Annotated in this window: 14 protein-coding genes; 12 read left to right on the plus strand and 2 right to left on the minus strand. The window is 66.2% G+C overall.

All coding sequences use genetic code 11. The features are described 5' to 3' along the window. The first annotated feature begins 7 nt into the window (after nt 1–7). From DBO33_RS22990 to DBO33_RS23030, 8 genes are all read left to right on the plus strand, one after another. Nucleotides 8–1363 carry a DegT/DnrJ/EryC1/StrS family aminotransferase gene (locus DBO33_RS22990; protein ID WP_107656886.1) on the plus strand — a complete coding sequence of 452 codons (1356 nt, stop codon included), beginning with the start codon at nt 8–10 and terminating at the stop codon, nt 1361–1363. Beyond that, a complete protein-coding gene (locus DBO33_RS22995; RefSeq protein ID WP_107656887.1) occupies nt 1360–2523 on the plus strand; it encodes an MFS transporter in 1164 nt (387 codons plus the stop codon). Before DBO33_RS22990 ends, DBO33_RS22995 begins: the two co-directional genes overlap by 4 nt. Next, on the plus strand, nt 2520–3455 hold the full coding sequence (locus tag DBO33_RS23000; protein WP_107656888.1) for a sulfotransferase: 936 nt from the start codon (nt 2520–2522) through the stop codon (nt 3453–3455). The genes DBO33_RS22995 and DBO33_RS23000 overlap by 4 nt, the downstream gene beginning before the upstream one ends. 16 nt (nt 3456–3471) lie before the next feature. Continuing rightward, entirely contained in the window at nt 3472–4287 is an 816-nt protein-coding gene (locus DBO33_RS23005) for an SDR family NAD(P)-dependent oxidoreductase (RefSeq protein ID WP_234390994.1), read from the plus strand. Nucleotides 4288–4334: 47 nt separating this feature from the next. Beyond that, the gene (locus tag DBO33_RS23010) at nt 4335–5210 is read left to right on the plus strand and encodes a family 3 encapsulin nanocompartment shell protein (RefSeq protein ID WP_107656890.1); all 876 of its coding nucleotides are present in this window, start codon (nt 4335–4337) and stop codon (nt 5208–5210) included. A gap of 9 nt (nt 5211–5219) precedes the next feature. Beyond that, nucleotides 5220–6518 carry an NAD(P)/FAD-dependent oxidoreductase gene (locus tag DBO33_RS23015; RefSeq protein ID WP_107656891.1) on the plus strand — a complete coding sequence of 433 codons (1299 nt, stop codon included), beginning with the start codon at nt 5220–5222 and terminating at the stop codon, nt 6516–6518. Nucleotides 6519–6520: 2 nt separating this feature from the next. After that, on the plus strand, nt 6521–7237 hold the full coding sequence (locus DBO33_RS23020; RefSeq protein WP_107656892.1) for an aspartate/glutamate racemase family protein: 717 nt from the start codon (nt 6521–6523) through the stop codon (nt 7235–7237). 629 nt (nt 7238–7866) lie between these two features. After that, nucleotides 7867–8097 carry a chitin binding peritrophin-A domain-containing protein gene (locus DBO33_RS23030; RefSeq protein ID WP_107656893.1) on the plus strand — a complete coding sequence of 77 codons (231 nt, stop codon included), beginning with the start codon at nt 7867–7869 and terminating at the stop codon, nt 8095–8097. 39 nt (nt 8098–8136) lie between these two features. On the opposite strand, the gene DBO33_RS23035 is transcribed toward DBO33_RS23030, so the two are convergent. Then, nucleotides 8137–8592, minus strand: a complete 456-nt coding sequence (locus tag DBO33_RS23035; RefSeq protein ID WP_234390995.1) for a DUF4189 domain-containing protein — start codon at nt 8590–8592, stop codon at nt 8137–8139. A 529-nt stretch (nt 8593–9121) separates the two neighbouring features. Continuing rightward, the gene (locus DBO33_RS23040; protein ID WP_159080417.1) at nt 9122–11200 is read right to left on the minus strand and encodes an NACHT domain-containing protein; all 2079 of its coding nucleotides are present in this window, start codon (nt 11198–11200) and stop codon (nt 9122–9124) included. A gap of 199 nt (nt 11201–11399) precedes the next feature. Between DBO33_RS23040 and DBO33_RS23045 the strand changes: the two genes are divergently transcribed. From DBO33_RS23045 to DBO33_RS23060, 4 genes are all read left to right on the plus strand, one after another. After that, the gene (locus DBO33_RS23045) at nt 11400–12044 is read left to right on the plus strand and encodes a TetR/AcrR family transcriptional regulator (RefSeq protein WP_107656896.1); all 645 of its coding nucleotides are present in this window, start codon (nt 11400–11402) and stop codon (nt 12042–12044) included. 55 nt (nt 12045–12099) lie between these two features. After that, nucleotides 12100–12954: a metal-dependent hydrolase gene (locus tag DBO33_RS23050; RefSeq protein WP_107656897.1), complete on the plus strand. Its 855-nt coding sequence runs from the start codon at nt 12100–12102 to the stop codon at nt 12952–12954. Nucleotides 12955–13187: 233 nt separating this feature from the next. Then, nucleotides 13188–13742 carry a dihydrofolate reductase family protein gene (locus DBO33_RS23055; RefSeq protein ID WP_107656898.1) on the plus strand — a complete coding sequence of 185 codons (555 nt, stop codon included), beginning with the start codon at nt 13188–13190 and terminating at the stop codon, nt 13740–13742. Nucleotides 13743–14014: 272 nt separating this feature from the next. Continuing rightward, on the plus strand, nt 14015–14434 hold the full coding sequence (locus tag DBO33_RS23060) for a hypothetical protein (protein WP_159080418.1): 420 nt from the start codon (nt 14015–14017) through the stop codon (nt 14432–14434). Nucleotides 14435–14485 lie beyond the last annotated feature (51 nt).

The raw sequence follows: 14485 nt of genomic DNA on the forward strand, positions 1-14485 counted from the left end.
AATTACGATGGCGGACAACGAAGTCGACCATTCAGCAGCAGCCCGGCAGTTGCCGGGAACTCGAATAGCCGCCGATTCGCGACTGGCCTTGGACGGCGGAAATCCCATTCGCCGAACCCCGTGGCCGACCTACGACCGAGGCGCGGTCTGCGTTCACCCCGATGACGAGGAAGCCGCGCTGCGCGCGATCCGCAGTCACCTCTACTTCCGCTACGACTATCGCCCGCCGCACGACACCGAATGCGGCAAGTTCGAAGCGGACCTGTGCCGCTACTTCGACTGCCGCCACGCCCTGGCGACCTCCAGCGGCACCACCGCGCTGGCCTTGGCCATCATGGCCGCGGGTATCGCCCCGGGCAGCCTGATCGCCTGTCCCGGTTTCACTTTCGCGGCCACCCCGAGCGCCATCATCCTGGCCGGCTGCACGCCCTTCCTCGTCGACGTCGACGAAAACCTGCACCTGGACGTGGCCGACCTGCGCAGCCGATGGACCCCGCAGGTCAAGGGCATCATGGTGGTGCACATGCGCGGCTTCGCCGGCGACATGGGCGCGCTGCTCCGCTTCGCCGACGACATGCACGTGCCGGTCTTCGAGGACGCGGTCCCCGCCCTCGGCGCGGAACTCGACGGCCGCAAACTCGGCACCTTCGGCCTGGCCGGCGCGTTCAGCACCCAGTCGGACAAGTCACTCAACAGCGGCGAGGGCGGCTTCCTCGTCACCGACGACAGCGCCCTGTTCGCCCGTGCCACCGTGCTTTCCGGCGCCTACGAGGGACGGCTGCGGCGGCACTTCCCCGACGGCGAACCGCCGATCGCTACCGATCTGGACCTGCCCCTGCTCAGCTTCCGGATGGACGAGATCCGGGCGGCGCTGCTACGGGCCGAGCTCGGCAGGCTGCCGGTGCGCTTGGCCGCGTTCCGGCGCAACTACGACTACGTGGCCTCGGCATTGGCCGATGTCGCCGGGATCCGGATCCGGCGTCCGGTGGCGCCCGGCGCTTATCTCGGTGAGGCGTTCATCTTCCAGGTGCCGGACGGCCGCGCGCAGTGGTTCGCGCAAGCGCTGTGCCACGAGGGTATCGAGGCGCGCAATCTCGGTTCGGACTCCGACCGCAATATCCGTGCGTTCTGGAACTGGCGGTTCATGTTCACCGGGATGGAGACTGCGGCCATCAAGGAGCTGCTGCCGAATGCGACGCGGTATCTGCAACGGGCAGTAGACATTCCGCTGTCCTCCACACTGTCGCCGGCGGACTGTGACCACCTCGTCGCCGCGGTGCGCAAGGTCGCGGACGCGCTCGCGGCCACCGAAACCCTCGACAACGAAGAAGGTTCCAGTTCCACCTGGGCCGGTCGGCGATGACTTCGTCCGACACCGGAGCGTTCCCCCGTCTCGCCCTTGCCGGAGTGTTCGGCGGGCTGTTCTGTGGCTACCTCGGGCTCGCCGCGGCGATTCCGGTGCTGCCTGCGCACGTCCGGGACGAGTACGGCGCGGGTGATCTCGCGGTAGGTCTCGTGGTCACGGCCACCGCGCTCACCGCGCTGCTGACCCGACCGATCTTCGGCGGGCTGGCCGATCGGTACGGGCACCGCAACGTCATGCAGTTCGGTGCGCTCGCCATCGCGGCGGGCGGCCTGCTGTACTTCCTGCCGCTCGGCCTGGCCGGACTGATCATGGTGCGCCTGCTGCTGGGCGTCGGTGAGGCCGCGCTGTTCACCGCGGGTGCGGTCTGGACCGTCACGCTCGCGCCGCACCACCGTCGCGGCCAGGTGATCGGGCTTTATGGCGTTGCCATGTGGGGTGGTATCTCGCTGGGCACCGCGCTCGGCGCGGCCATCCGGCATTTCGGCATTACCGCGGTGTGGAGTTTCTGCTCCGTCGCACCGCTCATCGGTCTCGTCCTGATCAGCATTGTCGCGCCGCAACCGCACGTCACGCCGACCAGCGGGCGCGGACTGTTGCTGCGGCCCGCCGTGCTGCCCGGTCTCGGTCTCGCGTTGGGGGCAGCAGGCTATGTCGGCCTGGCCGCGTTCGTTATCCACGGGCTGCAAGTGCGCGGAATCGACTCGGGTGTGGTGGTTTTGAGCACCTTCAGCGCGGTGTACGCGGGCACTCGCTTGTTCATCGGGCACCTACCGGACAAGTACGGACCGCGGCGGGTCGCTGCCTGGTGCGGGCTGGGCGAAGCGGCCGGATTGCTGATCATCGCTTGGGCGCCGAATCTCACCGTGGCGGTGCTCGGGGCCGTGGTGATGGGCGTCGGATTCTCGCTGCTGCACCCGTCGCTGGCGTTGATGGTCATGAACAACACCGACAGTGCCAAGCAGGGGGCCGCGCTCGGTGCCTACACCTCGTTCTGGGATCTGGGGTTGTTCGTGTGGGGGCCGGTGACCGGCGCGATCGCCACCGGGTTCGGCTACCCGGCCGTCTTCGTGGTCGGCGCAGGGTGCGCGCTGGCGGCTTCGGCGCTGGCCATGACGATCCGGCAAGCGGTGACCACGGAGAAGGCGGTCGACAGGTGACGAACACGGTGAAGGTCCTGTGCATTACCGGCTGGTGCCGCAACGGCAGCACCATTATCGGCAACATCCTCAACGAGATTCCGGGCTTCTTCCACGTCGGCGAGCTGCACTTCCTGTGGCGGAACGCGGCGGGGCGCGGCGTGAACGAGGAATGTGGCTGCGGGCGCAAACTGGTCGACTGCCCGTTCTGGTCGACCATCCTGCCGATCGGCCAACCGGCGGGCACCACCCTGGTGGAGCACGCCGACGCGGTGATCCGGCGGCAACTCGGCAGCGTCCGGACCCGGCACACCTGGCGGGTGCTCGGTCGTGGGCTGCACAACGAGCAGATCCGGGCGCATGCGGCGCTGATGACCCAGGTCTACCAAACGATCGCGGAGCGCAGCGAGTCGCGGGTGATCGTGGATACCACGAAGATTCCCGGCGAAGCGGCGTTGCTGGCACATCTCGACGGCATCACCCCGTATTACGTTCACCTGGTCCGTGACCCCCGCGCAGTGGCCCAATCATGGAGCAGGCCAAAGGAATACGTGTATGCCATGGCGCCGGGTAAGAGCACCGGGTACTGGACCGGCTTCAATCTCGCCACGCATGCGATCACCCGGCGTTATCCGGCACGGTCCATGTTCCTGCGGTACGAGGACTTCATCGCGGATCCGGCGGGCACGATCGACCGCCTGTTGCGGCTGTGTGCGACCGACCCCGCGGCCAACCCGGTCGCCGATCGAACCGTCGAATTGCATACCAATCACACAGTTACCGGGAACCCCGACCGATTCAAGATCGGCGAAACCGTGGTGCGCCCGACCGACGACTCCTGGCAGCGCGGGCTGTCGAAGTCGGCCAGGCGAACGGTCGCGGCCCTGTCGTGGCCGCTGTCGCGCCGATACGGCTACGAGTTCGGCGCCGTGGACTCGACGGGAAAGGGCTAGCCGAGTGGATTTAGGGTTGGCGAACAAGGTCGCGCTGGTGGCGGGCGGATCCAGTGGGATCGGCTTGGCGATCGCTCGGGAATTGGCTGCCGAGGGAGCGCACGTCGCGATCGGGGCACGCGACGCCGGGCGGCTCGCGGCGGCCGAGCGTGCCGTCAAAGAGGTGGCGCGTGCTCGGGTGCATGCCACGAGCGTGGACATCACCGACAGCGCGTCGACCCGCCGGTGGATCGACGAGGTTGCCGCCGAATTCGGCGGGCTGCACATCGTCGTCATCAGTGGTGGCACGCCGCCCACCGGACCCGCGGCAGCCTTCGAGACGGCGGACTATCGCGCCGCGGTCGATGCGGTGTTGATCCCGGCGGTCGATGTGGCGCTGGGCGCGTTGCCTCATCTCCGGGACGCGCGTTGGGGCCGAATGCTTTTCGTGGCCTCGGAGACCGCGAGCGTCCCCATCAGCGGCCTGGCCATGTCCGGCGTAACCCGCACGGCCTTGGTCCGATTCGCCCAGTCGCTGGCCGCCGAGGTGGGGCGGGACGGCGTCACGGTCAACGTGCTCGCGCCCAGCGCAACTCGCACTCCCCTGCTGGAACGCGTTGTGGCGCAACGCTCTACCGAGGCCCCGAGCGAAGCACAGTTCGAGGCGATGGGCAGGCATACGGCGGTGGGCCGGATCGCCCGGCCGGAGGAAATGGCCGCCGTCGCCACCTTTCTGGTGAGTGCGCGGGCCTCCTATCTCACCGGCACGGTTCAGCTGGTCGACGGTGGTGCGAGCGTGCTCGGACCGTCCGCGGCTCATCTGCCCTGGCAGGCCACCGCGAAACCGGAGTGACAGCACTGCTCTCGGCACCGTTGCCGATGACACGGAAGGAATCACACATGCTGAAGACCGAAGGCGTCAAAGAGACGCTGGCGCAGGTGGTCGCGGACCGCAAGAAGGAGCCTTCGCCCGGGCGGATGTTCGTCGAGGCCTGCGCGAAAGACGGCCTCGACGCCGCCGTCGAATACGACGTGACCATCACCGACTCGCTGACCAGCTCGCGCCGCAAACCGCGCTACCCGGCGCGCAATATGCTCAAAGCCGTTGACTTGTCGCGTGATCCACGCCAGTTCTACTGGCACGAGAGTGCACCGAGCGCGGAGGACGCCCCGATCGAAGGCGCCGACGTGCGCCGTGAACTGGCCAGCCGGTTCCACAAGTCACCGATCCCGGAGCTGCTCACCACCACGGCCTGGGTGCAGGTGCCGCCGCAGCTGTGGGAGGACCCGGAGACGTTCGAATCCTTCATCAACTACCGGCTGATCGTCCGGCTCTGCACCGCCGAGAACCATACGATCATCAGCGGCGAGGGCGGCCTGCTGAACATTCCCGGGATCGAACGGATGACCTCCCCCGGGCCGTTCGCCTCGACGATCCTGCGGGCCTGCAACGAGGTCGAGCAGATGGGTGGCACCGCCGACGGCATGATCATCAACCCGGTCGACTACTACCGCGCCATGGGCACCGGAACGCTGATGGACGACCTCGAGCAGAACGGCATGTTCATCGTCCGCACCCGCCTGGCCGAACCCGGCACCGCTCTGGTGGGCGACTTCGGCCACGGCGCACAGCTTTTCGACGCCGGGCGGTCGGTGATCCGCTTCGCCGAGCCACCGCCGGGCACCTTCAGTGAGCCCGGTGCGGCGGTCATGGCGGAGATCTACGAGCGGGTCGTGGTGAATCTGCCGACCAACTTCTTCGTCGTCACCGTGTAGGTCGGGTTCGTGGCAAGTGAGGGGGCGACACCCGTGCGCAGCGACCCTGATGTGGTGGTTGTCGGCGGCGGGGTCGCCGGTTTGTTCTGCGCCTATCACCTGCGCCGCAGCGGGGCTTCGGTGACCGTGCTGGAGCGTGGGGCGCTCGGTGGGCCGCAGTCGTGTTCGTACGGGAACACCGGTTTCGTCGGCACCCACGGTGCCGCGCCGCTGGCCGAGCCCGGCCTGCGGTCGCTGCGCACGCTCGGGATGTTGCGTCCGGATGCCGCCTTCTATATCAAGCCGCGGCTGGACGGCGAATTGCTGCGCTGGCTCGGGCATTTCGGGCGGGCCTGCTCGGCGACGGCCGCGGCGGCCGGTTTTCGGGCGCTGGTCGGGATGAAGAAGCGCAGCCTCGAGATACTGCTCGGGCTGTGTGAATCACCCAGCATCGCTGCGACTTTCGAGTCACCCGGCATTGTGCTGACCTATCGGACCGCAGAAGGGTTCGCGGCTGCCACTCGGTCGGTGGCACGGACCGTCGCCAGCGGAGTGCCGCTGCGGGTCCTCCGCCCGGGGGAACTCGACGAGCTGGAGCCGAAGACCCGGTTCGCTATCCATGGGGCGCTGTACAACCCGGAGGGGGCCTATCTGCGTGTTCCGGAGTTCGTGCTCGAATTCGGCCGGCTGCTGCGCGAGATGGGTGTCGAGATCTGCGAGCACACCGACGTGCTCGGCTTCGAGGTCGCCGCACGGAAAGTTGTAGGGCTGCATACGAACCGCGGGGGACTTCGCCCCGGCGAGGTGGTCGTCGCGGCGGGTGCGTGGTCGACCGAGTGTGCTCGGCTGGCGGGGATCGGGCTGACGCTGCAACCGATCAAGGGTTACAGCGTCACCATCGATATGCCGCCGAGCGGTCCCAGCAGGCCGGTGTTGCTGAGTGAAGGCCGGGTGGCGATCGTTCCGCTGGGTGACCGGCTGCGCATCGGCGGCAGGCTCGAGCTCACCGGGATGAACAACGACATCTCCGAACGCCGCGTGCGGGGGATGCTGCGGACCGTCCACGAATACCTGCCGGATCTGGCGGAAACGCAGCCCCGGGAGCCCTGGAGCGGATTGCGTCCGTGCACGCCGGACGGCCTGCCGCTGATCGGGCGCACCGGTCTGCGCACCCTGCTGGTCGCCGTCGGCTACGGCCATATCGGGATGGGGCTCGCACCCGCCGGCGGTGAGCTCATCAGCCAAATCCTGGCAGGCGAACAACCGATCACCGATCCAGCCCCGCTGCGGCCGGATCGGTTCGGCAGCACCGAATCGACAAGGCGATAACAGTGGCCGTAAATACCAAGGCCGAGCACGCAATCGGTGTCCTCTGTCTCGACACCGCATTCACCAAGATCCCAGGCCATATCCGCAATCCGACAACCTTCGACTTCCCGGTCGCCTACCAGGTGGTGCAAGGCGCGACACCGCAGCGGATGGTGACCGAGGCCGACCCGACCCTGCTCGAGCCATTCATCATCGCCGCCAAGGAACTCGAATCCCGTGGCGTAGCGGCGATTACCAGCGGCTGCGGTTTCCTCGTCATCTTCCAGCAGCAGCTGGCCGACGCCGTGGGAATCCCGCTGTACAGCTCGAGCCTCATCCAGTTACCGATGGTGCACCGCATGCTCGCCGCAAACCGCAAAGTCGGCCTGCTGGTTGCCAAGAAGGAATCCCTCACCCAGCGTCACCTGGCGGCGATAGGCGGTGAGGCGGTACCGATCTGCGTCGCCGGAATGGACGCCCAGCCGGAGTTCCGCGAAGTCATCCTGGAGGGACGCCGCACTCTCCTCGACGCCGAACGCCTCGGAAACGAGGTACTCACCGAAATCGAACAACTAGCTTCAGCCAACCCCGACATGGGCGCCCTCATCATCGAATGCACCGACCTGGCCCCCTACAGCCACGCCATCCAGGACCGCCTCGGCCTCCCCGTCTTCGACATCGTCACCCTCACCGAGATGGTGCACCGAAGCCTCAGCCACCGCCCTTTTCCCCGAAAATAGGCCGCCACGTTCCTTCCGCGACGCCCGTCCCGCGCTGGGCACGCGGTCCGAATGGTCGCCGATCCCGCGAAGGCACGTGCTCGCTGATGACCGAGCCGCCCGCCCGTCGGCCGAAGACCAACGGGCAGAACTCATCTCGGGTAGCTTTCCGCTCATGGATGTTGATCGCGTAGACGTGGCGTCCCTACTCGACAACCTGTGCGTTGAACTCGGCTTCTGCCTGCCATTGGACGAACAGAGCAGGCTCTGCACATCGCCGCCCTCAGACGTCGACTCGTTTACCGACGCTGTTTTTGTCGCCGAAGGTCTAGACCCTTACGCGGACAAGCGCCTTCGTAAGTTGGTCCGCCAGAGGATGATACGCGCGTTCGGGCCTGGATAGACCGGTTCCGCACCCGCAAAGCACCGACCCCTCTTTGAACACCCTCACGCCGATGATGGGGTGTCCTGAAGGTCGGGTGCGTATCCCGTAGCCGATGCTCAGAGGCAGGTTACCGGTCAGTGAGATCGGCGAGGGCGGTCCGCGGCAGGCCACCGTCGGCGTGTGCGGTGCCGTGGTGGGCAAATCACCCGTTGCTCTCGCGGCTCTGACCTAGAATCGGCAGTGTGCCGCTCGAGAGGGGTTCGTGATGAACGATTCTGCTGCGCAAGCCAATACGTCCTCAGGCTGCACCGAGGAGGGGATGTTCCCGGATCCGAGTGACGGGGCCCGGTACTACCGCTGTGTCCGCGAGGACGGCGTCGAGCTGGTTCGGTACGACTTCCACTGCGGGCCCGGCACCTACTACCACCCGGAAACCGCCAGCTGCGTTCACCCGTCGCAGCTGCCGCCGGATCATCCCAACTACCTCGAGGCGTGAGCCACCAGCTGCATTGCCGAGGACCGCGCTGGAACTAGATCAAGGCTGGGTGCAGGCATGTTCGCGATTGAACGAACCGACGCTTCCGGTGCCGGTGGGGAGGTTGCGGGTGGCGTCTGCGTATGCCTCCCCTGGGGTCGCCCCCTTGCCGAAGCCCACGATCGGGAACCCTGCGATGATCGAGAGCGGACTCGTCACGACTGCGCCGCAGCCGTTCGCGAACGTCACCATCATCCGGCAGTCGATGATGCCTTGACCCTTGCACGCTCGGTCGGCGGCTCGAATGGCGTCGGCTTCCGTCGGGTGGTTGACCGAAAACGCGTAGACGTTGCCCCACACGCTGAGGGAACCGGCGCCCCAGTTGCCCGGATCGGCGGCGGCGGGCGGTGCCGCAAGAACGGCAGCGGCGCTCACCGAGAGCGCGGCGACCGCAAAGGATTTGTTGAACATGTGGCGTGCTTCCTCTGCGCGCCGGCCAGGGTGCGGCGATCGCATGGAAGATACCGCAGCGCATGGACTCGAGATCGCCCCAAGTCTTGGGGGCACGGCAAAGACCATCACGAACTGCGGTGTTCGTGACGGATCCGCCGAAACCGATCTAGTCGCCCTTGGCTGCGGGAGCGCCCTCGTCGGCGGCCATCGCCTCGCGCAGCGACGGACGCGGTCAACTATCACGTCGTGCGGCCTGGGCGAGAGCCATGGCTGCGGCGGATTCGGTCCTTGCCGATCTCCGGGTACACGCCGACGCGACAGTCGATGTGTATTGGACCGAGTCCGGGCGACCACTGCGGATTTTCGTCAGCTGCGCCGCTGCAGAAGAGGTTTCGGAGGCTCTCGACGAGGTCGCCTGCCGAACACACTGTTCTGCCGATGTGCGCGCATGGCATGAGACCAGCCGATGTCCATCAAACGGTCTCCCGAACCTGTCGGGCATCTCGTCGTCGCGACACGATTCTCAACACGTCAGACTGCCAGGGTCTGCGAGCCGTGTGCCAGCTCGGCCTGTGTTCAACAATCGAACATTTTACGACACCGGCTGTTCCGTTCGATCGTTTGAGCCGGTGGGCGGTGGCGGGCCTGGATCGCCGGAGTGTGGTTGCTGGATCCACTGCTGGTAGGTCTCGTGCCGGAACTGGTAGGCGGTGCCGTTCACACGGAGCAGGCCGCTGCGGCGAGCCCAGTCGAGGAATAGTGCGGGGCGGCGGGGCATCGCCTTGGTAAACCGGAAAACGAGTGCAGCGAGGTAGAACCGCCCGGCCGCGAGTCCGGTTACAGCTCCGAGACCGAGCCCGACCGCAGCCCCGGGCACCAGCAGGATGCCAGTTGCTCTCGCGACACTGCGTGGGAACTCGGACAGGGATTCATCGGGGAGTGCCCGAAGCCCGAGCATGACCCCGCCCGCCATCGCGAACACGAGCCAGCCCGCGATGGTCGCAACTGCGGCAGCTTGGGTGCTGTCGTGAATGATCCGCCGTTCGTCGATCACAAGGGCTAGCTCCTGGCTCGCATCGACCTGAAGCCCGGTCACGACCCCGTAGACCATCCCGGCCACAAGCCCGTATAAGACCCCGAGTTCGATCCCGCTCATGAAACCGCGCGCCAGCCCGCGCGTGAACCCGAGCGCCACCCCGAGCGTGACCCCGAGCGCCACCCCGGTCACGACCCCGGCTAAGGTCCCGGCCTCGAGTCCGTGTCTCCACCGGGAGGGGCCAGACGCGTTCCATACCATCCGTCGGGGCCTGGGAAACCGGATGATCCCGAACACGATTCCGAACACAGCTCCGGCTATCAGCCCGGCTACGAGCCCGGCTACGACCCCAACCATGCCCCTTAGCTCGAGCCAGATCACGGCCCCGACCGTGAGCCCGAACGGGGAACCGAAGGTGAGCGCGAGTGCTAGCCCGTGCAGGATGCGGATGCGGGTCCTACCGGCGATTTCCCATATTTCGTCGAGTCGTATCGCGGTGCCGTTGCGTCCCTCGTCGCGGCGGCGCTGCAGGCATCGGGCCAGGGCGCGTACCCATTCCTCGACGTTGTCCTCGGTGTAGTCGCGGTACGGCTTGCCTTCATCGGTGGCGGCAACCGCGGCGGGGATCTGAGCCGCGAACAGCAGGTCACGGACCGCTGTTTCGGTGGTGCAGGCGATCAATCGGCCGGCGATATGTGGGGTGTGGTGCAAGGTAGCGGCGGTGAGTCCGAGCATCCACGGGTTGCGTACGGAGGTGGCCAGTGCCCCGTCGGGGTGGGCGGTGATGTGGGTGATGACCCGAGTCCATCCGGGATGGCCGGTCCCTGTCTCGTCCTGATGCGAGGTGAGATAGTCGCTGACCGTATCGGTGTCCAAGCGGTGCAGGGTGAGGGTGGTGCCGCCGTGCAACCCGTTGTCGCCGCGCTCGCGGGTGATTGCGCTGAATTCGGCGGTACGGCACATCACGATGACCGGCCGGTCACGCCACGGGGCTCGGTTGAGCCGGTCCAGCAGTGCTCGAGCCCGGGACCCCGCACTGTCGTCGGTGTCCATTTCGTCGAGGCCGTCGATCACGGGCAGGATCAATCCGCGTTCCACCATCTCCCGGGCCACATTGGGGCGTAACCGGTAGTCGTAGCCGAGCCGGATGATCAACCAGCGAGTGAAGTCCTGCTTGCCGTCCCACCCTGCGGCGTTGACTCGCACTGGAACCGGGATGTTCGCGCGGGGCGCATCATCGCGGTCCTGCCGAGCCTCCAGCAGACCCAGCACCAGATACGTCGCGGCGACGGTTTTCCCGGAACCTGGGGCGCCGAGTACGACCAATCGGCGCCGGTACGATCCGGGCTGGCCCAGGAGCTCGAAGTAGGTGGCGATATCCGCAACTTCGACCGGGCCGGCGTCCCCGACCGGCCGTGCTGTGGCGGTGAACTCGACCTGCATGAAGTCATGGCCACTTGCCCGTAATTCCCGTTGCAACCGCTGCTCGACCCGCTGCACCGCGGCACACAGCTCGTCGGACAGCACCGCGATCGAGGCCCTGTCCGACACCGGTCGCCACCACCGATACAGCAGCATCAACGGTCTGGCCAGCGCCCCCAGCAGCCGGAAGAGGCTGCCACTCATCTCTGCCACACGTAACAGCCTGCCACCGATCAACTTTCGGCATTCATCCGTTGAACACCCGAGTCCGTACCCCATCCCGGGCGACCCGACTCGGCCCTGCTGCGGAGGCGACGAACTGAACGTTCAAAAATAGGTTCTGACCGGGCAGTGCGCGCCGATACTTACAAGAAACATTGACGGTTTACGGTTTGTGTGTGAACCTTGGGTCGTGCCATCACCTCGTACCCGGCGAACACAGGCCGAGCGGACAGCAGATACCCGCCGCGCACTGCTCGATGCGACCTTCGACGCCTTGGTCGAGGTCGGGTTCAAGGCCACGACCACGACCGAGGTCGCTCACCGTGCGGGAGTATCGCTGGGTGCGCTGCTGCACCATTTCCCCACCAAGGCCGATCTCCTGACCGGCGCGGTGGCGCATTCCTTCGGTCGCCGCATCGAGGACTACGGGCAGTTGATGGCCGGCCTGGATCCTTCGGCGGACAAACTCGACGCGGCGATCGATCTGCTGTGGTCGATGTACGCACGCCCCACGTTCACCGCGTGGCACGAGTTGTGGGTGGCGGCCAGGACCGACCCGGACCTGGCGGCTCCGATGATCGAGATCGACCGGCAATTCATGGTGGCCAGCGAACTGCTCTACACCCAACTGTTCCCTGCCACCGACGACGCCGCCCACCGGCTCGACCAGGCGGTCGGGCTACACCTCATGTACGCGCTGCTCACCGGATTGGCCACAGCGCAATCGATCCCGGGCTACGCGCCGTTTCGCACCGACGAGGTCCTCGGCGCGTTCAAGGCGATGATCCGCGCCTACCTCGGCACGACCACACCAGCAGCAGGCGCTGGTCGATGAATGTTCTTTCGTTTCACCGTTAATCGAATAAGAAGCCATCGAGGGGGGAACCTCCATGAACGCCACCGACCCGACCAAACGAGTCGTACGTGCTCGCCGCATCCAATTCGCCTATCCCGCAGGGACACTCGCCCGCCACTACGTCGACGGCGACCTGGTGACGAGTCACGCCATCGCGTTTCTCTCGGCAACCTTCCCCGAGGGTGAGGACTTCTTCGTCCGCTCGGTCCGCCGCTGCGCCGGTGAAATCACCGATCCCGAACTGAAATCACAGGTTCAAGGATTCATCGGCCAAGAGGTCACCCACGGTCGCGAGCATCGCGCACTGAACGAGCGCTTGCAGGAAATGGGCTATCCCACAAGACGCTGGGACCGCACCACACGCCGCGTCATGGCCCGATACGAGCGCTTCTTCTCGCCGCTGACCTGCCTGGCGATCACCGCCGCACTCGAGCACTTCACCGCGGTGTTCGCCGAGACACTGCTGGGCGACGAGCGAGCCCAGGCGCTGCTCGGATCCACCGAGGTCCGGTCGATGCTGCTGTGGCACGCGATCGAGGAATCCGAACACCGGTCCGTCGCCATCGACGTCTACCGCGCCGCCGGCGGCACCGAACGCCGACGCATCTGGGCAATGCGCGGTATCTCGATCCGCTTCGCCACCGCAATCGTCGTCAACACCACCCTGTCGTTACTCGGCGACCGCGCCGCCTACAACCCGATCCGCCTGGTGCGCAGCCTTGCCGCGCTGCCACGCTTGCCGTTCCTGGCGCGAGCCGTCCAGCGCCGGGTCGGGGCGTACACGAAGCAAGGCTTCCATCCCGACGACACCGACAACACCGCGCTCTTGCAGTACTGGACCGCCGAACTGTTCGGCGAAAAAGGCACTCTCACCGATCACCTGCGCTGACCGCCACTCACCGCAACTCGCCGATCCGGCAACTGACACAACGACTTCGCGGGAACCACTACCTATGACAACCAAACAATTCCCGTGGATCGACGTCCGCGACACCCCTGGCTGCGGCTAGGAGTACGGCCTGGGCTCATTCGCAAAGGCGGAGGCGTCGGCGGGCACCGATCAGATGCGGCGCTGCGCCAGTCGTGATTGTGGGCGCTTCTGATCGGTGCTAGAACGGTGTCATGCGCCGGTTGCTGCTCACCGAGAACATCTCTGCTGACGGGCGGATCGAGATGCTCGATGAGTGGTTCGGCCCGTCTCCTGGAGAGGGCATCGAGGACTGGTTGGCCGCGACGGAGCTCTTGGGCGCGTCCTCCGACGCTGTGTTGCTGGGCCGGCAGACCTTCGAGGACTTTCGCGGCTACTGGCCTCAGCACACCGACGAACCGGCGGGTGCGTACCTGGACCAAGTGCAGAAGTACATCGTCTCGTCGTCGATGACGGATCCGCAGTGGCGCAACTCGACGATCCTCTCCGGTGACCCGGTCGAAGAGGTGCGTCGGCTCAAAGAGTCCGACGGCGGCGACATCACGTTGTCCGGCAGCGTGACCTTGGCGCACGCGGTGCTAGCTGCCGGGCTCGTCGACGAGATCCGGCTGGTCGTCTTCCCTGCCGTCCAGGGCCGTGGAAAGGGTCTAGTTGCCGAGGGCACCTCGTTCTCCGATCTCGAACTGCTCGAGTCACGGGCGTTGAGTTCCGGCGTGGTTCTGCTCCGATACGCCGTGACCAACGGCTGAGCTGCCCGGGGACCGGGAAATCGGTTCCGTATCCGGATCGGCCGACTTGATGTCGCAGGATCGCGGCCAAATACTGGTCGTGGGTACCAGTTTCGTCGCAGGCGTGGTCGGCTGGCAGCGCCACCTTCGTGCCAGAGCCCAAGGCGCGCACCAGTGGATCCAGCGCCACTACGTGGCTCGGAGAACGCATCATCATGCCGATTTCGGATGTGTTCTGTCATACTCGCGCGGATGTGGCCTCGCGCGGTGGGCCATGTCGGTGAGGATGCATGATGATCGTCGAAACCATCCCTATGTGGACCGACCAACAAACCTTGGTGCATCTGCGTGATGTTCTCGAGTTGTTCCCGGCGAACAACTGGCGGTGGAAACTCGACGACTGCGACGGCGTCGGAAGGTTTCCCGCAGGCGTCACATGGGCAGAGTTCCAGGTCGCGGTCGAAGCTGGGGCGGCCGTCTTCGATTGGGTCGGAATCCAGCAGTTCGCGGACGGTTTGGATCAGATGATCGATGGTCGCATTGTCGCCACCGACGCCAATGACACGGTCGTGGTGACGATCGACGTGCTGGACAGCACCGAGTACAAGATCGTCATCGATCCGGTCCGGAGCGACACGGCTGCCTCCGCTTCGGCTGTTGCACTCTTCGAATTGTCCCCGGCCGCATCGGCATCCAATACCACGACTGCCTGATTCTTGCGGAGGGCCATCGAGAGCTGACGGTCTTGGCGGCGGTCAGCGCCT

The organism is Nocardia suismassiliense, from assembly GCF_900269665.1.
GTDB classification, from domain to species: Bacteria; Actinomycetota; Actinomycetes; order Mycobacteriales; family Mycobacteriaceae; genus Nocardia; species Nocardia suismassiliense.